A 22,494-nucleotide genomic window follows, 5' to 3' on the forward strand; every position below is an offset into this window, starting at 1 on the left:
ACCATGGCGGGCCCGAAGGAGCAGCCATTACCGCCCGACGTTATCGCCCGCGAGGACGCGGTCGAGATCCTGCGCGTGTTCGTGCTGGAGGGCGGGCTGTCGATGGCATTCCAGCGCGCCTTCGAAGAGCCCGACATGTGGGGTCTTTTGCTGGTCGATCTCGCCCGCCACGCCGCACGCGCCTATGCCCGCGAGAGCGAGTACACCGAAGAAGAGGCGCTGGGCCGGATCCTCGACATGTTCCAGGCCGAGATCGACCGGCCGACTGACATGGGCGCCACCACGCCGCGCGGACAGAAGGGGCACTGAGCGTGGCGGTCGAATCCCATCACTATGATTTCATGCTGGAGGCGATCCGCGAGGCGGAGGCTTCGATCGCGCAGGGCGGCCTGCCGATCGGTGCCGTGCTGACACGCGACAAGAAGATCATTGCCCGCGGCCACAACAACCGTGTGCAGGAAAAGAACGTCATCCTGCACGGCGAGATGAGCTGCCTGCGCGACGCCGGCGTGATCTCGTTTCACGACACCGTCATGTACACCACGCTGTCGCCATGCTCGATGTGCGCCGGCGCGCTTGGCCTGTTCAAGGTCTCGCTGGTGGTGATCGGGGAGTCCGTCACGTTTCCCGGCTCCAAGGACATTCTCGACAAGTTCGCCATCCCCTGGATCGATCTTGCCGACGACCGCTCCATCACCATGATGAAGACGTGGCGTTCCAATCCCGCCAATGAGCGCCTGTGGCAGGGCGACATCGGCAACTAAACCTGGTCTGTTCGTCTTCCTGTGGAGGACGACGTTTTGAGAAGTTCTTCGTGAGGTCAGCATGCCCATCAACATCCTGATGCCAGCTCTCTCGCCGACGATGGAGAAGGGCAACCTCGCCAAGTGGCTGAAGAAAGAGGGCGACAAGGTCAAATCGGGCGACGTCATCGCCGAGATCGAGACCGACAAGGCCACCATGGAGGTCGAGGCCATCGACGAGGGCACGATTGCCAAAATCCTTGTGCCCGAAGGCACCCAGGACGTCGCGGTCAACGACGTCATCGCAGTTCTCGCCGGGGAAGGCGAGGACGTGAAGGCCGCGAGCGCGGGCGCTGCGAAGCCCAGCGCCTCGGCCGTACCGCCCAAGGCACCTGAGAAGGCCGCCGAAGCACCGGCTCCCGCGCCTGCGCCCGCTGCGCCGAAGGCTGCACCGCCCGCCGCTTCGCCGGCGCCGCAGGCCGCAACACCCGCCGTGCAGGGCAACGGCCAGGGCGGCCGCGTGTTCTCGTCACCGTTGGCGCGCCGGCTTGCCAAGGACGCCGGCATCGAGATTGCGATGGTGACGGGCACTGGCCCGCACGGACGCGTAGTCGCGCGCGATGTCGAACAGGCCAAGTCCGGCAAGGGCCTGAAGGCGCCCGGAGCCGCGCCGTCCGCCGGTCCCGCAATCGCGCCAACCATGTCGGACAAGCAGATCCTGGCGTTGTTCGAGCCCGGCTCCTACGACATCGTCCCGCATGACGGCATGCGCCGCACCATCGCGCAGCGCCTGACCGCATCGGTGCAGCAGGTCCCGCACTTCTACCTCACCATCGACTGCGACATCGGCAAGCTGCTCGTCGCGCGCGAGGAGATCAACGCGGCCGCTCCAAAGGACAAGGAGAAGAAGCCGCTCTACAAGATCTCGGTCAACGACTTCGTCATCAAGGCGATGGCGGTCGCGCTGCAGAAGATCCCGAACTGCAATGTGAGCTGGACCGAGTCCGGCATGGTCAAGCATCACCATTCCGACGTCGGCGTCGCCGTGGCGATGCCCGGCGGCCTGATCACGCCGATCATTCGCAAGGCGGAGACCAAGACACTCTCGACCATCTCCAACGAGATGAAGGATTTTGCGGCGCGGGCCCGCTCACGCAAGCTGAAGCCCGAGGAGTACCAGGGCGGCACCACGGCCGTGTCCAACCTCGGCATGTACGGCATCAACCACTTCACCGCTGTGATCAACCCGCCGCACGCGACCATCCTCGCGGTCGGCACCTCGGAAGAGCGCCCCGTGGTCCGTGGCGGCAAGATCGAGATCGCGCAGATGATGAGCGTGACCTTGTCGTGCGATCACCGTGCCATCGACGGCGCGCTCGGCGCCGAGCTGATCGGCGCCTTCAAGCAGCTCATCGAAAACCCCGTCATGATGATGGTGTGACGACGAAAGCATCCGCGTCGTCATTGCGAGCCATCGGTTCTGCGTAAAGCGCAGCCCGATGGCAGGCTCCGCGAAGCAGTCCAGGGCGCTACCGGCAGGCTGGATTGCTTCGTCGCAAGAGCTCCTCGCAATGACGGTCTCGAACATTCAGGCCGGTCGAACGGGAACGAGCGTACAGCATGGCCGATACATCCTTCGACGTCATCATCATCGGCTCCGGCCCCGGCGGCTACGTCACCGCGATCCGTGCCGCGCAACTCGGCTTCAAGACCGCGATCGTCGAGAAGTCCTATCTCGGCGGCATCTGCCTGAACTGGGGCTGCATTCCGACGAAAGCGCTGCTGCGCTCGGCCGAGATCTATCATTACATGCAGCACGCCAAGGACTACGGCCTGTCGGCGGAGAAAGTCTCGTTCGATGCGAAAGCCGTGGTGCAGCGCTCGCGCGGCGTCTCGAGCCGGCTGAACGACGGCGTCGGCTTCCTGATGAAGAAGAACAAGGTGAGCGTCATCTGGGGCGCCGCCTCGATCGATGCGCCGGGCAAGATCACCGTGAAGAAGTCCGACGTCGAGGCACCGAAGGGCGCGCTCGGCGAGGGGGCCTATCAGGCCAAGCACATCATCGTCGCGACCGGGGCGCGGCCGCGCGTGCTGCCCGGGCTCGAGCCGGACAAGAAGCTGGTCTGGACCTATTTCGAGGCGATGGTGCCGGAGCGGATTCCGAAGTCGCTCCTCGTCGTCGGCTCCGGCGCAATCGGCATCGAGTTCGCTTCCTTCTTCCACACCATGGGCTCCAATGTGACCGTGGTCGAGGTGCTGCCGCAGATCTTGCCCGTCGAGGACGCAGAGATCGCAGGCCTTGCGCGAAAGCGTTTCGAGAAGCAGGGCATCAAGATCATGTCCTCGACCAAGGTGACCAAGCTCGAGAAGAAGGCCGACAGCGTCGTTGCGACCATCGACGACGGCAAGGGCAAGCCGGTCACCACCGAGTTCGAGCGTGTGATCTCGGCGGTCGGCGTCGTCGGCAACATCGAGAATCTTGGGCTCGAAAAGCTCGGCGTCAAAACCGACCGCGGCTGTATCGTGATCGACGGCTACGGCAAGACCAACGTTCCCGGCATCTACGCCATCGGCGACGTTTCCGGGCCGCCGATGTTGGCCCACAAGGCCGAGCATGAGGGCGTGATCTGCGTCGAGGCGATCAAGGGCTTGCATCCGCACGCCATGGAAAAGAACATGATCCCGGGCTGCACCTATTGCCATCCGCAGGTCGCTTCCGTCGGCCTGACCGAAGCCAAGGCCAAGGAGAATGGCCGCGAGATCCGAGTCGGCCGCTTCCCCTTCGTCGGCAACGGCAAGGCGATCGCGCTCGGCGAGGACCAGGGGCTGGTCAAGGTCATCTTCGACAAGAAGACCGGCCAGCTCCTCGGTGCGCACATGATCGGCGCTGAGGTCACCGAGCTGATCCAGGGCTACGTGGTCGCCATGAACCTGGAGACGACGGAAGAGGAACTGATGCACACGGTCTTCCCGCATCCGACGCTATCGGAGATGATGAAGGAAGCCGTGCTGGATGCCTACGGGCGGGTGCTGAATATTTGATCGGGCTGAAGATCCGCGTCGCGCGGCGATAGCAGTCCCGTCATCCTGAGGTGCGAGCTGCGCAGTGCATCGCAACGCGCTGGGCGCCTCGAAGGATGAACGGCCAGGATTCCGCAGGCGGGCCGTCGGCCTTCGAGGCCTCAGCTTCGCTCCGGCACCTCAGGGTGACGGATTGAGTAGGGAATAGACCAGAACAAGAAGAGGGACGAACCCATGCAAGACAACGACAACCTCACCATCGAACGCCCGACCTTCGTCACCCATCTCGAATGCGCGATGGAAGGCGACCATTATCCCGCCGACCAGGTCCACAACCTCTCCAAGGCCGGCAAGCCGCTTTTGGTGCGCTATGATCTCGCCGGCGTGAAGAAGGCGCTGACGAAGGATGCGCTGGCGCAACGTCCGGCGGACATGTGGCGCTACCGCGAGCTTTTGCCGGTCCGCAAATGCAAGGACATCGTCTCGCTCGGCGAGGTCACCACGCCATTGATCCGGCTGCCGAAGCTCGGGGCAAAACTCGGCGGCGGCGAGATCATCGTCAAGGACGAGGGGCGCCTGCCGACCGGCTCGTTCAAGGCGCGCGGCTTGGTGATGGCGGTGTCGATGGGCAAGGCGCTCGGCATCAAGCACATGGCGATGCCGACCAACGGCAACGCAGGCGCCGCGGTCGCGGCCTATGCGACGGCCTGCGGCATCAAGACCACGATCTTCTGCCCGGCCGATACGCCCGAGGTGAACGTCAGCGAGATCGAGCTCCAGGGCGCGACCGTCTACCGCGTCAACGGCTATATCGACGATTGCGGCAAGATCGTCGGCGAGGGCAAGGCCAAGGTCGGCTGGTTCGACACCTCGACGCTGAAGGAGCCGTACCGGATCGAGGGCAAGAAGACTATGGGGCTGGAGCTCGCCGAGCAGCTCGGCTGGGACGTGCCCGACGTGATCTTCTACCCGACCGGCGGCGGTACCGGCCTGATCGGCATGTGGAAGGCCTTCGATGAGCTCGAGAAGATCGGCTTCATCGGTGCCAAGCGCCCGCGCATGGTCGCGGTCCAGGCGTCGGGCTGCGCGCCGATGGTCCGCGCCTATGAGGCGGGCACCGAGCATGCGACGCGCTGGGAGGATGCCCACACCATCGCCTCCGGCATCCGCGTGCCGCAGGCGATCGGCGATTTCCTGATCCTGCGCGCCGTGCGCGAGAGCAAGGGCTTTGCCATCGCGGTCGACGACGACAAGATTTCGTCCGCGCTGAACGAGGTTGCGCGCGAGGAGGGGCTGTTGCTGTGCCCGGAAGGCGCCGCCACCTACGCCGCCTACAAGCAGAGTCTGGCCGACGGCCGCGTCGGCAAGACCGATCGCGTGATGTTGTTCAACTGCGCGACCGGTCTGAAATATCCGCTGCCGCCGGTCACCCGCACGCTCGATCGCCACAAGCCGATCGACTACTCGCAGTTCTAGCGCGGGACCAAGCGGCCGGAGCGCGACGAACGCGCTCCGGCGCGGCAATACGTCACGAATGATCCCTCTTCCCCTACGCGGGGAGAGGACAAAAAATAAGAATGACATTGCTGGGGAGACGACAATGAAGAAGGCCGTCTGGGCCGGGCTGATCGGCATTCTCGCGTTGACGGGCGTTGCGCGTGCCGACGATTTTCCCTCACACCCCATCACCATCATCGTGCCGTTCGCGGCCGGCGGCCCCTCGGACGCGATGGCGCGGGTGCTTGCCGAGCGGATGCGGGTGACGCTCGGACAGGCCGTGGTGATCGAGAACGTCACCGGGGCCGGCGGCTCGATCGGCGTCGGCCGTGCCGTGCATTCGCCGCCCGACGGCTACACCATCTCCTTCGGCCATCTCGGCACCCATGTCGCCAACGGCGCCGTCTACAAGCTCAACTACGATTTGGTTGCCGATCTCGAACCGGTGGTGTTGCTGCCGAGCAACCCGATGATCGTCGTCAGCAAAAATGCCGTGCCTGCGACCTCGCTGAAGGACCTGCTGGCCTGGCTCAAATCGCGGCCGTCACCCGCGACCGCCGGCACGGCCGGCGCGGGCTCCGGCAGCCACATAGCCGGCGTCTATTTCGAAAGCGTCACCGGCATCAAGCTGCAATACGTACCGTATCGCGGCACCGGCCCCGCCCTGAACGATCTCATCGCGGGGCAGATCGACATCATCGTCGACCAGACCTCCAACTCGATCAACCAGGTCCGCGCCGGCACCATCCGCGCCTATGCGATCAGCGACGACAAGCGCCTGTCCTCGGCGCCGGAGATTCCGACCGCGGCAGAGGCGGGTCTTAAAGGCTTCAACATGACGCTGTGGTCGGGAATGTGGGTGCCGAAGGGCACGCCGAAGGAGATCGTGACCAAGCTCAACGCCGCGGCGGTGGAAGCGCTGAACGATCCCGCGGTGAAGAAGCAGCTTGAAAACCAGGGCCTGGAGATGACGCCCAAGGATCAGCTCACCCCAGAAGCCCTCGGCGCACGCCAGAAAGCCGAGATCGCAAAATGGTGGCCGATCATCAAGGCCGCCAATATCAAGGTGGATTGAGGCGCCTCGCCAGGGCGAGTGTGGCCGCATCAGATGGCGGCGTCACCGGGCGCCGACAGCGCCGTCTCCAGACATTGAATCAGGGCGGGCGTGGAAAATGGCTTGGCGAGAAAGCAGATCGCGCCGGCTCTCAATGCGCGGTCACGCACGGCATCGTCCGGAAAGGCCGTCACGAAGATGAAGGGCGTGCGGCGGCCGAGGCCGCGCATATGCGTCAACAGATCAACGCCGCTCATGGCCGACATCTGTACATCCGCGATCACGCAGGAGGTCGTGTTGAGTTCGGCCGATTGGAGAAATTCGCGAGCGGAGCCAAAGGTGTAGACCGTGTATCCCCGCGACGTCAGGAGATTGTTCGTCGCAAGGCGGACGGATGGATCATCGTCGACGACAGAAATGATCGAAGGGACTGACAAGAAGATCGCTCCTGATCGGGGAGCCGCCGACCTTGGCGCAGCCGCCCACTGGAAAGTGGGCCCCCGGAGCGAACTTGAAAAGCATACTTAGGTTTGCAGGTTCCCCCTGGTGCGAGAGATCCCGAGTGCCTCCGTCATTCTGACGAGATCGGCCAATGACTTCGCGCCCATCTTCCGCATGATCTGCCCGCGATAGATCTTGACGGTAATCTCCGCCAAGCCAAGCTCGGCAGCGACCTGCTTGTTCATCAGGCCGGACGCGACCAAGGTGAGGACGTCGCGCTGGCGCACTGTCAGGCTTTCGAAGCGGGACCGCACGCCCGAGACCGACTTCTCCGCATCGCGCCGCTTGCGATCCCGTTCGATCGCAGCCTGCACCGCATCCAGCATGTCCTGGTCGCGCACCGGCTTGGTCAGAAAATCGACCGCGCCGCTTTTCATCGCCCTGACGGTCATTGGAATATCGCCATGGCCGGTGATGAAGATGATGGGCGTGTGAATATTGGCCTTGGCGAGGTCCGCCTGGAGGTCGAGGCCGCTTGAGCCCGGTAGGCGGATGTCGAGCACGAGGCAGCTCGGCACCGCCGGCGGTTTGGCGTCCATGATCTCGGCCGCCGAGCCGAAGGCCTCGACCTTGAGGCCGACCGATTGAAAGAGATTGGTGAGTGCGCGACGCATCGACGGATCGTCGTCGACAATCAGGACGATCGGACCATCGGCGCTCGCCTGCGTCTGGGTCGGCTTGGGGTGGTCGATCACGACGTGTCCTCGTGCGGCAAGGGCAGGGCGATCTGGAATGTTGCACCGCCTCCGTCGTTGGGAAAGGCCGAAAGCCGACCTGCATGAGCCTCGATGATCGATCTGCAGATCGAGAGCCCCATCCCCAGGCCGCCTGATTTGGTGGTGAAGAAGGGCGTGAAGATGCGGTCCGCTACGTCCTTGCCAAGACCGACACCGCAATCCGTCACGGTGAGGAGCAGCCGGCCGTCGCCGTCATCGCTCGCCCGGCTGGAGCGGATCGTCAGCTCGCGCGGGCGGTCGACATTGGTTTGCATGGCTTCGATGCCGTTCATCACCAGGTTGATCAGCACCTGCTGGAGCTGAATCCGGTCGCCGCAAATGCTGGGCAGGTCGGACGTCAACTCCATTCGCACCGACACAGCATGGGTGGCGAGCTCGCGCCGAACGAGGGCCACCGCCTCCCTGACGACCTGGTTGATGTCGAGTGGACCCACTTCGATCTCGGTCTTCTTCGCAAGTGCCCTGATCCGGCGGATCACCTCGCTGGCCCGATTGGCATCCTCGACGATCCATTCCGCGGAACGGCGCGCAGCCTTCAGATCAGCAGGTTGGCGGCCGAGCCAGCCGATGCAGGCGTCCGCATTGGAGATCACGGCGGCAATAGGCTGGGTGATTTCATGGGCAATCGAGGCCGTGAGCTCGCCGAGCGTCGTGACGCGCGTGACGTGGGTAAGCTCGGCTTGCGCTCTGCGCAGCGCTTCTTCGGCCTGCTCGGCGCGGATCGCCGCCGTTACGTCGGTGCTGACGCCACGATAGCCGAGAAAATTGCCGCTCGCGTCATGGAAGGGCTTGCCGCTGGTGCGCACGTAGATTGGAGATCCGTTGCGATCCTTGCTGTGGTAGATCAGGTCGCGGAACGGAAGGTGGGCATCGAGCGCCGCGCGATGCTGCTCCCACTTCTCCGGCTCGAGCTCGGCATCGGGAGGAATGTCCCAACGGGTCAGGCCGATCAAACCCGTCGGCGGGGCGGTGGACGTATCGGTGTGTTCCGATATCCGCGTGATGCGGTGGTCCGGGCCGGTCTCCCAAAACCAGTCCGATGCGGTTTCGGCGTAGTCGCGGAATCGTTGCTCGGATGTCTTGAGCTCGTCGAATGCCCTTTGTAGCGCTTCCTTGGCGGCGACCTGCTCGGTGACGTCCACATGTGTGCCGATGATTTCCATCACTTCGCCGTCGCTCCCTATGACGGGATGCCCCTCGGTATGGACACGTCTGATCGAGCCGTCCGGGCGCGCAATGCGAAAGTCGACTTCGAAGGGCTTCTTTTCCCGGATTGCCTGGGCTTCCACCTCGACAATTCGTCGAAAGTCCTCGGGCAGGATACGTTGCTGGAAAGCCCGCGCCGGTAGATCGATCTGGTCCGGCTCGAATCCAAACAGGCGGTACAGTTCAGCCGACCGGTAGGCGAACTCCTGACGGCGCACGTCCCAGGCCCAGCTACTTGTGTGGCTGAGCCGTTGGGCCTCGGCCAAATAGGCCTCGCTGCGACGCAGCCTCTGTTCCGCCTCCTTTGCAACCGTGACATCGGTGACAGCCCCGACGAACTCGATGCGCCCGGACGCATGTCGCACCGCGCGCGCCACGGAGTGCAGATATTTGACGGATCCATCCGGCATCAGCAGGCGATATTCGTGGTCGAAATCCTCTGCTTCGCGGTAAGCCCGATCAAGCGTCCTTCGGACCGTGTCGCGATCTTCGGGATGGATGCGCTGAAAGACGAAGTTCAGGGTCGGCTTTGTCGCCGGGTCGCATTGGAAGATGCGAAAGGTCTCCCTTGACCAGACGGCCTCGCCTGTCGCGAGGCTCAAGCCGAAGCTGCCGGTGCGGCTCAATTCCTGTGCCTGGGCGAGGTAGGCCTCGCTCTGCCGGAGCGCATCCTCCGCTTCCTTGCGCTGGGTGATGTTCTCGCAGGCGACCAGCACGATCGGCGTGCCGTCGCCGCGCAGCATCGCCTTGGCGTTTTCACGGACCCAGAGCACCGAACCGTCCTTCCGGAACTTGCGAATCTCCCAGGTATGCGACTGGTCCACGGTTTCCAGGCACAACGCGATGCACCGACGGACGGCGTCGTGGTCCTCCTCGAAGAAGACGTTCAGCACGGATTGGCCGATTAGCTCGGGCGCCGTGTAGCCGAGCTGTGCGGCGCCGAACGTATTCACGTTGAGCACGGTTCCGGCCGGATCGACCATGAAGTACATGACCGGATTGTGCTCGAACACCTCGCGCCACTGCTTCACGGCGTCGCGCAGATCGCTGATGTCCTGCCGCGGATCATCTCCGACCGCGGGCTTGTCCTTCTCGCCATTGCCGAATGATCGAAGCGCCGCGAGGCCGCCGAGCAGCAATTGTGCGGCCGAATTCCCAAATTTTGCGATCTGGCCAGGCATCATCGCAGGCGTCCCGGCGCGCATGGTCGATGTGAGTAGAGCACTTTGGAACAAGGGGAGCAATTCTCCTTCTGACCAAAGCCGGGCTTTGCGTCCGTTTCGCGGGCACCGTGCAGCCTGCGAGCGTTGCGCCGTCTCGTTGCGCGAGGTCGGCAAAAGCTCCGGAGTACTACGGAACAAACCTACGTATAGCTCGCCCATCCCTAGTTCTAGCGCGCATTTACCTCCGTACAATTGAGCGAGCGGTTGCGCGGGGAATAGTCTTGCGGCCAATCGAGAGGAGTCGATTTGCGGAGCACAAATTGCCGAGAAGCTCGGTGTGCTGCACCCAAAGAGCCGGGCTCCGCCTCCGCCGCCCTGACTTCCCGGATGAATTGGCGGGGCACGATTGAGAAGCCGCATTTTCCGTGACGACCGTGGTGACCGCGCATTTGCGCACAAGGAAGCCAGGACCCCCGAGAGGTCAAAGGAGAGGACAATGTGCGATAGGTCTGAACACTCCGAGCGCCGCGCTGACTCCAAAGGCTGCGCCGTCTGTGGCGGGAAGTTTGGTCTGATCCGATACTATTCCTGGAAAGCGCCGCTCTGCTCGAGGAAATGTCTCGACCACTTCAGGGCGCGTCGCGAGCGCGACCGCCGCTGGCTGTTCCGATTTCAGGCGGCGTGAGGATCGGCCGCCGGATGTGGTCCATTCGGCAGACTCTGAATCGGGAGGTCGTGCGGTGCGCCGTGCTTGCAAGCTCCTCTTGGTCATGATGCTTTCGCTTCCGTCGATGACGGCGGTGGAGGCTGAGGAGGCTGGGCAGGACGGCGCACATCGTCACCATCCGCCGCAGGATCTACTGCTGCACGAGAAGTTCTATTCGGGCTGGCACATGCCCGACAATCCAGCGCTGAGCTGCTGCAACGACGCGGATTGCTACCCGACCGAGATACGGTACGTCGACGGCAGGATCTACGCGCGCCGCCGGGAAGACGGGAAATACATCCTCATCCCGCCCCAGAAGGTTGAACGCAACAGAGACAATCCCGACGGCCGCAATCATCTTTGCGCGCCGCCGCCGTCCGCCTCGATGGTCGATACGGTCTACTGCTTCGCGCTGGGAGGTGCCACGTGAGGTTCATACTGGTGAATGGCAGGACGCCGTTTCGCAAGACGTTCTGCCTGTGGTGCTGCGAGGAGATCAGCGGCGGCTATCTGCGCGACGTCCGAACATCGCTGCCCTACTGCGACCACGCATGCTACGCGCGTCATCACGAAGCGGTGTCGTCGATCGGGGAGCGCGCGCGAGCGGCGTCTTGAGCAGGTTGCGGCGAGACGATCGGTGCATGCACCTTTCGGCAGGAAAGGACACGGCGTTGAGATTCATGCTCGTCAATCAGGAATGTCCCCGCCATGGCGCAGCCTGCAGTGCGTGCGCCCAGCCGCTGGGGTCGAGCTACGTACGGCATGTATCCAAGCAAGAGCGGTATTGCGACTACGATTGCTACCGTCGATATCACCAGACGGCCATCGACATGCTTTGGCCCTATCGCAGCTCGCTCGAAGCGATCACGGTGCTGGCGGCGATTTCGGGCTGGAGCTGCATGATGCACATGGGCGCGCTCTCGCGCTCGCTGACCGAGGCATATCTGCGCACGCACGACCTTCTGACCAGGGAAGGAGGTGACGGCTAGCCGAATGATGCGCGCCGCGCAGAGCCGTCGGCCGCAGTCACCGCGTCCAGCGTCGCGCCGCGTCCAGCCCCGGCGGTGCACGCCTAGGGCGCGGGGGCTGCGGCCGATGCCGTCGGGGCCGCGCTCACTTCGTGCGTCGGGACGCGCTGCTCGGACTTCGCTGTCGCAACGCCAATGCCCTCGAACCGCTGGCGATAGACCTGCACGTTCTCCATCACGCGCTGCACGTAGTTGCGCGTCTCAGACAGCGGAATGCGCTCGACCCAGTCGACCGGATCGACATTGGGGTCGCGCGGATCGCCATGCGCCTGCACCCAGTCGCGCACCCGGCCGCGGCCGGCATTGTAGCCGGCGAAGGTCATGATCTGGTTGCCGCGATACTCCGACAGAAGCGCGCTGAGCTCGGCCGCGCCCATCTGCGTGTTATAGACGGGATCGGAGACCATGCGGTCCCAGTCGTAGCTCACCCCGAAGCGCTTGGCCGTGTCGCGCCCCGCCTCCGGCGTCACCTGCATCAGGCCGACCGCGTTAGCGGGCGACTTGTCGCGCTGGTCGAAGGAGCTTTCTGTGCGCACCACCGAGTAGATCACGCTTTGCTCGATCTCGGGCGCGATCTGCTTGTGCGCGGGGATTCCGATGGTCGGGAAGGCGTAATGGTCAAGCGCCAGCCCGCGTGCCAGCGCCGACTTGCCGATCTCGAGCATTGCGTGGGCGTCGTTGTGCCGGCCAGCGAGCTCGCCGAGCCCCTCGAGGGCGGCTACGTCGCTGCTCTGCTCGGCGAAATCGCCGACGAAATAGAACGCGACGTCGCGCTCGCCGATGGCGTAGAGCATGTCGGCCGCGCGCACGCGCTCGTCTGCGGGCGGTGTGTCGGCCGAGGCCAGTACGGGCGAGGGCGCGCGCAGCTCGATCCGGTGGAGGCCGAGCTTGGCGCGGGCGAGCTGACCGTAATAGGCGGTCGAATAACGCGCCGCCGCCTGATAGCTCTGGCGGGCATCGGCCGTCGCGCCCATCGCCTCGGCGGCGCGGCCGCGCCAGTAATGGGCCCGCGACAGCGCGATCGGATTGACCGAGCCTTCGTCGATCGAGGCGAAGTGCGCCATCGCTGTTTTGGGGTCGTCGAGATAACGTAGTGCGATCCAGCCGCACATGAAGTGGTAGTCGATGCGATAGACCTCCTTTTCCGGCACTGCGGCCGTGCGCACCACGTCATAGGCGGTCCTGGACTTGCCCTGGTCGAGCAGCTTGCGCGCCAGAAGGCGCCGCTCGCGCCACCAGGCGTCGGTATCCTGGGCCGCCATGGTGGCGGGCGCGGCTGCGAGGATCACCTCGGCCGCATCATCGATGTGGTCCTTCTGCAGGTGCCACTGCGCGCGGCACAGCACGTAGCCGAGATCGCGGCGCGTTTCAGTCGCCACGTCGTCGAGATAGTCCTTGGCCTTGTTCGCCTTGCCGGTGACCGCTGCGCAGGCCTTGACGATCGCAAGCTCGTCGCTGCCGAGCCGCTTGGCCGCGCGCTTCGCGCCGGCGTAGTCCTTGGCCCCCAAGCGCTTGTCCATGCGTGCGCGATGGTCGTCCGCGGTCAGGAGATCGCCGAACGCCTCATAGGCATCCTCTTCGCTGCGCTCGGACAGTTCGTCGGTGCGCCAGGCACTGCGGACAAGGATTTGCGCGCGGTCGCGATCGCCCTCGGCAAGCAGCACGCGGGCGAGCGCAAATTTGCCCTTGGCGCTGGTTGGCCGGTCCATCGTGAATTTGTGCACGGTGGCCGCAGCGCTCTTGTCCTGCCAGAGCCGCGCTTCCGCGCGCCGGCGCATCAGCGCGCTGCTCGGCCAGTCCGGATTGGCGGCAATGAAGGCTGCGTAGCGGTCGAAATTCGCCGTGGTCTCGGAGTGGCGCAGGATGAACCATTCCGCGAGCTTCTGCCCCGCGGGGTCGGTGATCCGGTCGCGCGCCGCGGTAGCGTCGCCGGTCTTGCCCTTGCGCGCGAGGTCGATTGCATCCTTCAGCGCGGCGAGGTCGCCGGTGAGGGGCGGTGCCGTCGGCTTGTCCGAGGGCTCATCGTCGTCCGGCTTCTTCGACCTGCGTTTGGCTTCGGCCTGTTTGCCGTGCCGCGCCTTGCCCGCTGCGGCATGGCGCTGCTTGCCAGCCTTGTTGCCAGACTTGGCTTCATGCGTTTTCTTCGGTGCGGATGATTTGTGACTGCCTCTCGCCGTTGCCTCGGTCGAGATCAGAGCAAGCGCGGCAATGGCGAGGGCACACGCGAGCGAGCGTAGGCACTGGTTCATTCGATGGTCCCCCTGCGAAACCACTACAAACCAAGGTCCGCGATCGGATGCGGCTTGAGACTCAGAAGCGATGCGGCAGTGATGATAGGGCATCGTTTCGCGCCGGTCACGCTCACGCAACATTGCGGCAAAAAACGGATGGAACGAGCGGGAACTTTTCCGGTGGAGGGGAAGGACTTCGATTTGGTCTTGCCGCACGCACCAGTTGCGCCGCTTCAGCGCGCCCGCCGCCCGCTTTCGCGGTCAGATTGCACGTGTTCCCACGGTCAAATCCGGTGTATTGAGGTTCCCGAGCCGTTCTTCAGCCCTTTGCTTGCACTTATGCCGATATTCAACCAGTCGATCCGGCGCAAGATCGTCGGTATCGCCCTCGGACTGATCATCCTGATGCTGGTCACCGCGATCCTGTCGATGGTGATGTCGAGCCGCGTCGGTCATCTCCTGGATGAGCTGACCAACCGCTACATTCCCGCCTATGGCCACCTCGCGCGTGCCAATATCCATTCGCTGGAGCGGGCGCTGGCGCTACGACGCATGGTGATCGTCAGGATGCAGACGCCCTCGGATGAGGAGGCCTATGCAGCGCGCCTTCGCGAGTTCCGGGACGAGGACAGCAAGATCGCGGCGGAGGCGGAAGCAGCGCGGAAACTGATCCTCGCGATCATCGACGATCCCAGCACGCCCTCGGACAATGCCGCACTGGCGCGCATCGAGACCCGGGTCGAAAACGCGGTCACAGAACTTCGCCGCGAACTCGAGCAGGACCACGCCAAGCTGCTCAGGCTGCTCGACGCCAAGGACGTGAACAAGGATATGGCGGAGGCGCGAGCGACGCTTGCGCATATCGATACGCTCCGCGACCTCTTCACCCAGCGCATCGACGCCGTCCGCGCCGACATGCTGTCACAGGTTTTCGCGAGTACCGCGCAGGTGATCCGCCACCAGCATCAGGCGATCATCATCTCGTGACGGCGCTCGCGGCGATCGTCGGGCTTGCCTTTGCGCTCCTAGTGTCCAGCGGTATCACGCGGCCGGTGCGACTGTTGCTCGCCGGTACCCGCGAGGTCGAGGCGGGTCGCTTCGACAAGCCCATCACCGTCTCGACCCAGGACGAGATCGGTGAGCTTGCCCGCGCCTTCAACCGCATGATCGAGCAGTTGCGCCAGAACGAGCGCATCCGCGAGACCTTCGGCCGCTACATCGATCCCAAGGTGGTGCAGGGGCTGATTGACCGGCCGGAGGTCGCCATCGACGGCCAGCGCCGCGTGATGACGATCATGTTCTGCGACATGAGCGGCTTCACCTCGATGAGCGAGGGCATGACCCCGCGCGGCCTCGTCAAGGTCATGAACCACTACTTCACGGTGATGTCCGGCCCGATCCGAAACAATCGCGGCATCATCGACAAATATATCGGCGATGCCATCATGGCCTATTGGGGCCCGCCCTTCATCGAGGATGCGGAGCAGGCCGAACTTGCTTGCCTTGCCGCCATCGACATGGCCGACCAGGTGCCCGGGCTTCAGAAGCAGTTGCCGGACCTGCTCGGCATTCGCGCCATGCCGGCGCCATGCGACTTGCGCATCGGCATCGCCACCGGCGAGGTTTTGACCGGCAGCATCGGCTCCGATCTGATGATGAGCTTCACCGTGATGGGCGACGCGGTGAACCTCGCCTCGCGGCTGGAGGCCGTCAACAAGGCTTACGGTACCCGCATCCTGATCTCGCAGACGACGGCGGATGCGATCGGGTCGCGCTGCGAGCTGCGCGAGGTCGACCGTCTCGTCGTCGTGGGCCAGAGCATTCCGCAAGCCGTCTTCGAGGTGCTGGGAAGAGCCGGCGCGCTGACCGAGGCGCAGACCAGCCTGCGGGCCCGCTATGCCGAGGGCCTTGCCGCCTATCGCACGCGCCGTTTCGACGATGCGCGCGCCGCCTTCAATGCCGCCTTGGAGAGCGTCCCCGGCGATGGCCCGTCACGTACCATGCTCGCTCGCATCGCGCAGTTTGAGGCCAAGCCGCCGTCCGCCGATTGGGACGGTGCCTGGCGAATGGACAGCAAATAGTCCTTCGCGCCGGCCGGCGCTGCCTGCGCCGGGAAAAATTGATGCTACCTAATAACGATGTTGGCAGTGACCTATTTCCCGGGCTTAGGTTTAGTGTCCTTGTTGCGTAAAATGGGGACACGGCGATGACAGAGCATCAGGACAGGCTGGAACGCTTCGAGACACTCACCGCCGAATGCGAGTTGATCGCCAAGCTCGCCACCGATAGCGCCAAGCGCGAATTTTACCTCAAGCTCGCGGGACACTACTACCAGCTCGCGAACGACATGCGGCAGGTCATCGCGAGCAAGGCCGCGGCCTGACGCCGGCAATCCGTTTTTAACATTTGGCGCGCATCCTCATGGATGCGGAGCGTCGTGATTTGCGACTGCTCCCGGTGGGAATGCCGGGGTTGTTGCCACATGGCGTGCGCCCCGAGGACGTCGCTTTTGCCAGTGTCTCACAGGGCGATCCCATGCGGCTTTCTGCGGTCATCTTCCTTGCGCTCATGACGGCGGCTTGCGAGCCCGAGCAAGACGTCACAGGTTCGACAGCGGCATGCCCGGTGCGGAACTACAGCTCCTACAATCCGCGCGACATGGCACAATGCGTGAACGCCTGCAAGGCATGCGACCACGGCACCACGGTCACCTGCACGACGTCCTGCACGCTCAAGGGCGCGCACTGAGCCGCAGGCCCACCGTGAAGGCTGATTCCGGAACGATTCACGCGAGTTAATCATTGGGGAGGCGGGCAGGCCGGAGGCTTTCAAGATGGGTATGCTCGATCCCGGTCGGTTCCTGGTGTCCTGCGCGCATTGCGAAGCCTGGCCGATGGCGGCCAATGTCAAGCAGTCGAGCTGGTCGGCGTCGCCGCACGAAGTTCGCTTCGTTTGCCCGCGCTGCCACCGCGAGGAGACCGCGATCATCTCGGCATCCGGCGAGCTGACTCCGGTCCGGCGGCTCGATGCTCCGCCCCGCGACGTTGAGATGGCGTGGGCCCAGGCTCAGCGTCCGAGAGGGCGGACCTGAGCTGCTGCGCTCTCGGTCACGGTGCAGCGCAGCCGCGTCGTCTCGCGCGTCGACGTAGTCTTGGGAAAGCTGCGTCGCTCGGCTTCGCCGTCAATCCCTGTCGCACCTCGGCAAATGTGCTAAGACGTCCGGCAAGGAGATCGTTCATGGCTCTCGACATCCTGCCGGTTCACGCCGACCGTTGCCGTATGTGTCCGGTCGAGCCGCGCCATGCGGCGCTGTTCTGCTTTGCGCTGCTGACCGTATCGTGCGCGCTCGCGAGCTTTGCGCTGGCCTGCGCGACACCGTTCGCGGCCTTCGCCGTGGTGGCGGCGGCGATGCTGCCGCTGCGTCCGGCGCTGCTGGTCGTCACCGGCGCTTGGCTCGTCAATCAGACCATCGGCTTCGGCGCACTGCACTATCCCGTCGATGCCAGCACCATCGCCTGGGATTTTGTTGTCGGCGCCGCCGCGCTCGCTGCTACAGCCGTCTCGTCGGCCGTTCTCCGCGTGCTGCCGCCGAACCGCACGCCGCTGGCATTGACGCTCACGCTCGCTTGCGCTTATTCCGCCTATGAGCTCGCGCTGTTTGCCGTCACGCCGTTCCTCGGCGGGGAGATGGCTTTTACTGCTGCCATCGTGACGCGGCTTGGGTTGCTGAGCGCCGTCTGGCTGATCAGTCTCGTTGCGGCCTGCGAAATCGTCCGCCTGCTCAATCAGCTCGGGCAGCAACGCGCGATCTCGACTTGAACGACGAGGTGCACTGGCGCGCCGACATCACCTCCCTGGTCTTTCCGGTCCGGGGGCATGGCGCTATTTGCGCCGTGCATCGGGGCGCGTTCCGGACGCTGCTCGGCGCCGAGCCCGCGGTCGAGGATTGCCTCGGCTATTTCCGGCGCTTTGAGGGGGCTTTCCGGGCCGCCGCTGGTGCCAAGATCGCCCGCAAGGGCATTCCGGCGGGCACGAGCGTGCATCTTACCAGTCGCGACATCGCCCGGAAGCTGCTAGAAGACGCCCAAATCGCAAGTGGAGAATAGCTATGAGCCAATCCCAGCTCACGAATGCCCAGGTTACGCATCTGCCGGTCGCGGCCGTGCAGGTGGGACGGCTTTCGCAAGCCCTGATGGCCATGGTGCTAGGCCTCTTCGTCGTCGGCGTCGTGGGCTTTTCCCACATCGATGTCATCCACAATGCTGCGCACGACGTGCGCCATTCGAACGCTTTCCCCTGCCACTGACCGGGGTGGCATGGGCACGTTTCGCTCGATCGTCTTCTCGTCGGTCATTGCCGGTTTCATCGTTGGTCTCATCGTCACGGCGGTCCAGCAGTTCGGCACCGTCCCCCTGATCCTGAAGGCCGAGGTCTTCGAGAAGGCCGCGGAGACGCACCAGCATGAGGCTGCTGCGGCGCCGCAAGCGGCCGCGACCGGCCATGATCACGCGGGGCACAGCCACGCCGACCATGACCACGGGGCCGGGGCCTGGGAGCCGCGCGAGGGCCTCGAGCGCAACGCCTACACGGCGGCCGCCAATGTGCTGACCGCGATCGGCTTCGCACTGCTTCTGGCGGGCTTCTTCGCTGTCCGCAGTGGAGCGATCGGCGAGAGCATCTCCTGGCACGAAGGTCTGATGTGGGGATTGGCTGGCTTTGCCGTGTTCACGATCGCGCCCGGCCTCGGCCTGCCACCGGAACTGCCGGGCGTGCCGTCCGCACCGCTGCTGTCGCGCCAGATCTGGTGGCTGACCGCCGTGCTGGCAACGGCTGCGGGCCTTGCGATGATCGTCTTCCGCCGCTCGGTGCCTGCGGCAATCGCCGGCGTGATCCTGCTGACGTTGCCACATTTGATCGGCGCGCCCGAGCTGGAACACGTCGAGACCAACGTGCCGAGCTCGCTGTCGCATCAGTTCATGGTCGCGGTGACGCTCACCAGTCTGGTTTTCTGGAGCCTGTTAGGTTCGTTGACGAGCGCGCTCTTCGCGCGTTTCGATCGTGGAGCGGAGCTGAGCGCCTAAATCGGGCGGGCTTCACGTCCAGCAAACTGAAAAGGTGCGGCTCGGTTCCTTGCCCATCGTGAACGCGCGCGGGTTGACATCGCGCGCGGCGGATATTTAATTCGCGCGACGGGGAAAGCGATCTCCCCGCGAGGCGACATGCCGAAGAATCGCGTCCTGATCACGAAGGACGCAGCATGTCTACATACAGCTCAGTTTTTCCCGACAAGCTTTCCCGACCGATCGGTGTCACCACCAGCGCGCCGACGATGATCGACGCCGTTGATCCGCGCCGTGTGGGCCGCGGAAACCGGCGATCGAACGAACTTCACCTGGGGCAGAGAGTTACAACCAGGAGAACAATCATGCGCAAACGGGTCATTTCTTCTGCCGCCATGTTGCTCGCGATTGCGGCCGGACCGGCGCAAGCCCTGACCAAAGAGGAGCTTGTCGCCAAGATTCAGGCCGCCGGCTATTCGGAGGTCAGCGACATCAAGTCGACCGCTGAAGGCATGGTCGTCCGGGCGGTGAAGGACGGCAAGCAAGTCCGGCTCGTCGTCGACAGCAGCGGCCAGATCAAGCCGCAGAAATGAGTGTGTGCGAGGTCTGCAAGAGCCTCCGAAATCCAATTCAAGGAGCAGAACAATGCGCAGCAGAATCTCAGCGTTGATTGCCGCCAGCGCTTGCCTCTTGGCCCTCGGCACGACCGCGTACATCGCCGATTGGCGCAAGTTCGCCGAAGCATTCGTTTCGACGGCGCAAGCCGCGCCGGATGTCGACTGGCAAAAGGTCGATGAGGCGTTGGGCAGAAAACCCGCCGTCAGCGGCGACGTGCATCGCTACGGGTTTGCGCGGTCCGATCTTACCGTGACGCTCGACGGCGTGACAATCAAGCCGGCACTCGCGCTCGGCGGCTGGGTCGCATTCAAACCGGCCCACGACGGCGTGATGGCCATGGGCGATCTGGTCCTGCTGGAATCCGAGATCAGTCCGGTGATGACAAAGATGATTGCGAGCGGGATCGAGATCACCGCGGTGCATAACCACCTGCTGCGGGCAAACCCCGCAACATTCTACATGCATATCCTGGGACACGGCGATCCGGCCAAGCTCGCCTCGGCAATCCGCGATGCGCTTGCCGAGAGCAAGACCCCGCTGACGGCTGCGGCACCGGCCAATCCGCCGCCTGCGGTCGATCTCGACACGGCGCAGCTCGATCAGATCATCGGTGTCAAAGGACAGGCCAATGGCGGCGTCTATCAATTCAACGTGCCACGGCGAGATCCCATCACCGAAGACGGCATGGCGCTGACCCCGGTCGGGCCGATGGGCGTTGCAATAGGCATCAACTTCCAGCCGACCGGCGCCGGCAAAGCCGCAATCACCGGCGACTTCATCCTGACGGGTGAGGAGGTGAACCCGGTGATCACCGCATTGCGGACAAACGGGATCGAGGTGACGGCGCTGCACAGCCACATGCTGAACGAGCAGCCACGGATGTTCTTCATGCATTTCTGGGCGAACGACGACGCAATCAAGCTCGCCAAGGGCCTGCGCGCCGCGCTCGACAAGACTGCGAGCACGAAGGGCTGACGGCCGGCACGGCAGTATAAATTGATGCAGTTTGGGGATCCGCGACCTCCCCATCAGATGGGTATCCATCCAAGCGTTCGCCGCCTCGTTTCGGGGGAGCGATCCTATGGACGAACTCGTCTTCGTTGTCTTTGCTCTGGCCGCCCTGGTCGGCGGTTTCGTCAGCGGCTTTTCCGGCTTTGCCATGGGCCTCGTCGTGTCAGGCGTATGGCTGCACATCATCACGCCGGTTCAAACCGCCACCTTGATTGCCGGCTATGGTCTGCTCACGCAGGGTTATGGTGTCCTCAAGCTGCGGCATGTCCTCGACTTGCGAAAGGCGTGGCCACTCGCACTCGGGACCGTCGTCGGCGTACCCATCGGCGTCGGCATTCTGACCTACCTCAATCCCGCTTACCTTCGATTTGGGGTCGGGGTCCTGCTGATTGCCTATGCGATCTACGGACTGCTCCGGCCCGCGTTCGCTCCGATGAAGATCGGAACCGGGGCCGATATCGCGATCGGCCTGTCGAACGGTTTGCTTGGCGGCTTGACCGGGCTCGGCGGCGTGATCTCGACGATCTCCTGCCAATGGCGGGGCTGGTCCAAGGACGTGCAGCGTGCGGTGTTTCAGCCGGTGCTGTTCTCGGCATTCGTGGTGATCTCGCTGTCTCAAGCAGCCGCCGGCACCATTACCAGGGACACGTTGGCGCTCTACGCGCTCGGCGTCCCTTTTATGATCGCCGGCCTTTGGTCCGGCTTCAGGCTATTCGGAAAGATTGACGACGAGACGTTCCGCAAGACCGTGTTGGTGCTTCTGTTGTTCTCGGGACTGTCGTTGATCGTCTCCGTGTCGCCGTTTGTTTCCCGCTAGCTGACGAGGCGAGCATGCCCCTGACGACTTTTGGCGTTGTCCCCATACCCAACGGTTTGGACAGCGACTTCGATCACGCCGCGTTCGATTCCAAGACCCGTCGCGTCTTCATTGCTCACACGGCGCGCGATTGCATCGAAGTCGTCGACCATGATGCGCAGAAGCACATTGCGACGCTTCCGGGATTTCCGGCGATCGCCGGTGCCGTCGCCGATGACGGCGATATCCTGACGACCAATCGCGGTGCCGCGACAATCACGTGGATGGATGCCAACACTTATGACATCAAGGGCGTCTTCCCATCGGGGCCGCGGCCGAACGGCGCGGCGCTCGTCAAGCGATCGGGTATCGGCATAGCCGCCTGCATCGGCGATGCCCATCAAGGCCCGACACTGCAGGTCATCAATTTGAGGGAGGTGACACAGCGGGCGATCGATCTGCCGGGCAGGCCGCGCTGGTGCGTCACCGACGCGAACGCCCAGCGTGTGTTCCTTTGCATCCGCGAACCGTCGATGATCCTGACGGCGCGATTGCCCGGCTTGGACGACATCGTCCATTGGCCGCTGCCGTCCGGGGGCGCGCATGGTCTCGATATCGATCATGCGCGCAATCGTCTCTACGCGGCCTGCGATGGCGGCGATCTGGTCGAAGTCGACAGCACATCCGGGCAAGTCACCAACATATGGCCGATTGCCGGACCGCCTGACGTAACGTTCTTCAACCCGGCGACCGGCCGCGTGCATGTGGCGATCGGTGACCCCGGCGTGATCGAGACGATCGATCCGAGGACCGGAAGCAGAATGCAGACGGTCACGGCGGAGGGTGCGCATACTACGGCGATCGTGGCGCCCGACCGGCTTTACGTGATCTCGCCCAGGCATGGTGGCGTCCTGGTGCTGGCCGATTAGGGCATATTGTCGCTGCGCGCTGAGGCGCCCGCTCGAAACGCATTACGAAAGGAGTTGGTGCAAGCCCGCCGACCCAGTGCAAATGCTGACCAGGACGATCAAAGCCACTGAAACGTAGGGCGCAAGGTGGCGAAGCGACTGAAGCCGCCCCAGTGCCTCGGCTAAGTGCCGCGAAGGTCAACTTCGGTGGAGG

At 64.1% G+C, this 22,494-nt stretch carries 24 protein-coding genes and 1 pseudogene; 21 read left to right on the forward strand and 4 right to left on the reverse strand.

Annotated features, from left to right (window positions below; genetic code table 11):
- Positions 1-3 precede the first annotated feature (3 nt).
- The 6 genes from MTX21_RS04880 (at position 4) to MTX21_RS04905 (ending at position 6,336) form a co-directional block, all read left to right on the forward strand.
- Positions 4-309, forward strand: coding sequence for a DUF5076 domain-containing protein (locus tag MTX21_RS04880; protein ID WP_280970777.1), 306 nt, complete (start codon positions 4-6; stop codon positions 307-309).
- Positions 310-311: 2 nt separating this feature from the next.
- Positions 312-764: a nucleoside deaminase gene (locus MTX21_RS04885; protein WP_280970778.1), complete on the forward strand. Its 453-nt coding sequence runs from the start codon at positions 312-314 to the stop codon at positions 762-764.
- A 61-nt stretch (positions 765-825) separates the two neighbouring features.
- The gene (locus MTX21_RS04890) at positions 826-2,184 is read left to right on the forward strand and encodes a pyruvate dehydrogenase complex dihydrolipoamide acetyltransferase (RefSeq protein ID WP_280970779.1); all 1,359 of its coding nucleotides are present in this window, start codon (positions 826-828) and stop codon (positions 2,182-2,184) included.
- Positions 2,185-2,363: 179 nt separating this feature from the next.
- On the forward strand, positions 2,364-3,785 hold the full coding sequence (lpdA, locus tag MTX21_RS04895) for a dihydrolipoyl dehydrogenase (RefSeq protein ID WP_280970780.1): 1,422 nt from the start codon (positions 2,364-2,366) through the stop codon (positions 3,783-3,785).
- Positions 3,786-3,998: 213 nt separating this feature from the next.
- On the forward strand, positions 3,999-5,240 hold the full coding sequence (locus tag MTX21_RS04900; protein ID WP_280970781.1) for a threonine synthase: 1,242 nt from the start codon (positions 3,999-4,001) through the stop codon (positions 5,238-5,240).
- Between the two features lie 124 nt (positions 5,241-5,364).
- Positions 5,365-6,336 (forward strand): tripartite tricarboxylate transporter substrate binding protein BugD, encoded by a 972-nt coding sequence (locus tag MTX21_RS04905; RefSeq protein WP_280970782.1) that lies wholly within the window; start codon positions 5,365-5,367, stop codon positions 6,334-6,336.
- 29 nt (positions 6,337-6,365) lie between these two features.
- Here MTX21_RS04905 and MTX21_RS04910 read toward each other — a convergent pair whose 3' ends face one another.
- From MTX21_RS04910 to MTX21_RS04920, 3 genes are all read right to left on the reverse strand, one after another.
- A complete protein-coding gene (locus MTX21_RS04910; protein ID WP_280970783.1) occupies positions 6,366-6,752 on the reverse strand; it encodes a response regulator in 387 nt (128 codons plus the stop codon).
- 87 nt (positions 6,753-6,839) lie between these two features.
- A complete protein-coding gene (locus MTX21_RS04915) occupies positions 6,840-7,511 on the reverse strand; it encodes a response regulator transcription factor (RefSeq protein ID WP_280970784.1) in 672 nt (223 codons plus the stop codon).
- Positions 7,508-9,943: a PAS domain S-box protein gene (locus MTX21_RS04920; RefSeq protein ID WP_280970785.1), complete on the reverse strand. Its 2,436-nt coding sequence runs from the start codon at positions 9,941-9,943 to the stop codon at positions 7,508-7,510. The genes MTX21_RS04915 and MTX21_RS04920 overlap by 4 nt, the downstream gene beginning before the upstream one ends.
- Positions 9,944-10,662: 719 nt before the next feature.
- Between MTX21_RS04920 and MTX21_RS04925 the strand changes: the two genes are divergently transcribed.
- The 3 genes from MTX21_RS04925 (at position 10,663) to MTX21_RS04935 (ending at position 11,617) form a co-directional block, all read left to right on the forward strand.
- Complete coding sequence (locus tag MTX21_RS04925) at positions 10,663-11,058, forward strand: hypothetical protein (RefSeq protein ID WP_280970786.1); 396 nt, start codon at positions 10,663-10,665, stop codon at positions 11,056-11,058.
- Positions 11,055-11,243, forward strand: coding sequence for a hypothetical protein (locus MTX21_RS04930; protein ID WP_280970787.1), 189 nt, complete (start codon positions 11,055-11,057; stop codon positions 11,241-11,243). The genes MTX21_RS04925 and MTX21_RS04930 overlap by 4 nt, the downstream gene beginning before the upstream one ends.
- Before the next feature lie 215 nt (positions 11,244-11,458).
- The gene (locus tag MTX21_RS04935) at positions 11,459-11,617 is read left to right on the forward strand and encodes a hypothetical protein (protein ID WP_280970788.1); all 159 of its coding nucleotides are present in this window, start codon (positions 11,459-11,461) and stop codon (positions 11,615-11,617) included.
- Between the two features lie 83 nt (positions 11,618-11,700).
- Here the strand turns inward: MTX21_RS04935 and MTX21_RS04940 are convergent, their stop codons facing one another.
- Entirely contained in the window at positions 11,701-13,905 is a 2,205-nt protein-coding gene (locus tag MTX21_RS04940) for a lytic transglycosylase domain-containing protein (RefSeq protein WP_280970789.1), read from the reverse strand.
- Positions 13,906-14,226: 321 nt separating this feature from the next.
- Here MTX21_RS04940 and MTX21_RS04945 point away from each other — a divergent pair.
- The 12 genes and pseudogenes from MTX21_RS04945 (at position 14,227) to MTX21_RS05000 (ending at position 22,301) form a co-directional block, all read left to right on the forward strand.
- Positions 14,227-15,968 (forward strand): annotated as a pseudogene (locus tag MTX21_RS04945) (adenylate/guanylate cyclase domain-containing protein).
- Positions 15,969-16,093: 125 nt separating this feature from the next.
- Positions 16,094-16,270: a hypothetical protein gene (locus tag MTX21_RS04950; RefSeq protein WP_280970790.1), complete on the forward strand. Its 177-nt coding sequence runs from the start codon at positions 16,094-16,096 to the stop codon at positions 16,268-16,270.
- Between the two features lie 38 nt (positions 16,271-16,308).
- The gene (locus tag MTX21_RS04955) at positions 16,309-16,635 is read left to right on the forward strand and encodes a hypothetical protein (protein WP_280970791.1); all 327 of its coding nucleotides are present in this window, start codon (positions 16,309-16,311) and stop codon (positions 16,633-16,635) included.
- Positions 16,636-16,720: 85 nt separating this feature from the next.
- Positions 16,721-16,978 (forward strand): hypothetical protein, encoded by a 258-nt coding sequence (locus MTX21_RS04960; protein WP_280970792.1) that lies wholly within the window; start codon positions 16,721-16,723, stop codon positions 16,976-16,978.
- A 146-nt stretch (positions 16,979-17,124) separates the two neighbouring features.
- A complete protein-coding gene (locus tag MTX21_RS04965; protein WP_280970793.1) occupies positions 17,125-17,706 on the forward strand; it encodes a hypothetical protein in 582 nt (193 codons plus the stop codon).
- Positions 17,703-17,993 carry a hypothetical protein gene (locus MTX21_RS04970; RefSeq protein ID WP_280970794.1) on the forward strand — a complete coding sequence of 97 codons (291 nt, stop codon included), beginning with the start codon at positions 17,703-17,705 and terminating at the stop codon, positions 17,991-17,993. Before MTX21_RS04965 ends, MTX21_RS04970 begins: the two co-directional genes overlap by 4 nt.
- 2 nt (positions 17,994-17,995) lie before the next feature.
- Positions 17,996-18,193: a CbtB-domain containing protein gene (locus MTX21_RS04975; RefSeq protein ID WP_280970795.1), complete on the forward strand. Its 198-nt coding sequence runs from the start codon at positions 17,996-17,998 to the stop codon at positions 18,191-18,193.
- A 10-nt stretch (positions 18,194-18,203) separates the two neighbouring features.
- A complete protein-coding gene (locus tag MTX21_RS04980) occupies positions 18,204-18,968 on the forward strand; it encodes a CbtA family protein (protein ID WP_280970796.1) in 765 nt (254 codons plus the stop codon).
- A 176-nt stretch (positions 18,969-19,144) separates the two neighbouring features.
- Positions 19,145-19,540, forward strand: a complete 396-nt coding sequence (locus MTX21_RS40040) for a PepSY domain-containing protein (protein ID WP_341510736.1) — start codon at positions 19,145-19,147, stop codon at positions 19,538-19,540.
- A gap of 52 nt (positions 19,541-19,592) precedes the next feature.
- Positions 19,593-20,540: a DUF1259 domain-containing protein gene (locus MTX21_RS04990; RefSeq protein ID WP_280970797.1), complete on the forward strand. Its 948-nt coding sequence runs from the start codon at positions 19,593-19,595 to the stop codon at positions 20,538-20,540.
- Positions 20,541-20,571: 31 nt separating this feature from the next.
- Positions 20,572-21,393 (forward strand): sulfite exporter TauE/SafE family protein, encoded by an 822-nt coding sequence (locus MTX21_RS04995; RefSeq protein ID WP_280970798.1) that lies wholly within the window; start codon positions 20,572-20,574, stop codon positions 21,391-21,393.
- Positions 21,394-21,407: 14 nt separating this feature from the next.
- On the forward strand, positions 21,408-22,301 hold the full coding sequence (locus tag MTX21_RS05000; protein ID WP_280970799.1) for a hypothetical protein: 894 nt from the start codon (positions 21,408-21,410) through the stop codon (positions 22,299-22,301).
- The last annotated feature ends 193 nt before the right edge of the window (positions 22,302-22,494 follow it).

The organism is Bradyrhizobium sp. ISRA430 (genome assembly GCF_029909975.1).
Classification (GTDB): domain Bacteria; phylum Pseudomonadota; class Alphaproteobacteria; order Rhizobiales; family Xanthobacteraceae; genus Bradyrhizobium.

Bases quoted from the DNA above. Each gene is read 5' to 3' on its own strand.
- MTX21_RS04935 (WP_280970788.1), top strand. From the start codon at position 11,459: ATGCTTTGGCCCTATCGCAGCTCGCTCGAAGCGATCACGGTGCTGGCG.
- MTX21_RS04900 (WP_280970781.1), top strand. From the start codon at position 3,999: ATGCAAGACAACGACAACCTCACCATCGAACGCCCGACCTTCGTCACC.
- MTX21_RS04990 (WP_280970797.1), top strand. From the start codon at position 19,593: ATGCGCAGCAGAATCTCAGCGTTGATTGCCGCCAGCGCTTGCCTCTTG.
- MTX21_RS04980 (WP_280970796.1), top strand. From the start codon at position 18,204: ATGGGCACGTTTCGCTCGATCGTCTTCTCGTCGGTCATTGCCGGTTTC.
- MTX21_RS05000 (WP_280970799.1), top strand. From the start codon at position 21,408: ATGCCCCTGACGACTTTTGGCGTTGTCCCCATACCCAACGGTTTGGAC.
- lpdA (WP_280970780.1), top strand. From the start codon at position 2,364: ATGGCCGATACATCCTTCGACGTCATCATCATCGGCTCCGGCCCCGGC.
- MTX21_RS04920 (WP_280970785.1), bottom strand. From the start codon at position 9,943: ATGATGCCTGGCCAGATCGCAAAATTTGGGAATTCGGCCGCACAATTG.
- MTX21_RS04890 (WP_280970779.1), top strand. From the start codon at position 826: ATGCCCATCAACATCCTGATGCCAGCTCTCTCGCCGACGATGGAGAAG.
- MTX21_RS04880 (WP_280970777.1), top strand. From the start codon at position 4: ATGGCGGGCCCGAAGGAGCAGCCATTACCGCCCGACGTTATCGCCCGC.
- MTX21_RS04965 (WP_280970793.1), top strand. From the start codon at position 17,125: ATGGCTCTCGACATCCTGCCGGTTCACGCCGACCGTTGCCGTATGTGT.
- MTX21_RS04905 (WP_280970782.1), top strand. From the start codon at position 5,365: ATGAAGAAGGCCGTCTGGGCCGGGCTGATCGGCATTCTCGCGTTGACG.
- MTX21_RS04975 (WP_280970795.1), top strand. From the start codon at position 17,996: ATGAGCCAATCCCAGCTCACGAATGCCCAGGTTACGCATCTGCCGGTC.
- MTX21_RS04960 (WP_280970792.1), top strand. From the start codon at position 16,721: ATGGGTATGCTCGATCCCGGTCGGTTCCTGGTGTCCTGCGCGCATTGC.
- MTX21_RS40040 (WP_341510736.1), top strand. From the start codon at position 19,145: ATGTCTACATACAGCTCAGTTTTTCCCGACAAGCTTTCCCGACCGATC.
- MTX21_RS04940 (WP_280970789.1), bottom strand. From the start codon at position 13,905: ATGAACCAGTGCCTACGCTCGCTCGCGTGTGCCCTCGCCATTGCCGCG.
- MTX21_RS04950 (WP_280970790.1), top strand. From the start codon at position 16,094: ATGACAGAGCATCAGGACAGGCTGGAACGCTTCGAGACACTCACCGCC.
- MTX21_RS04955 (WP_280970791.1), top strand. From the start codon at position 16,309: ATGGATGCGGAGCGTCGTGATTTGCGACTGCTCCCGGTGGGAATGCCG.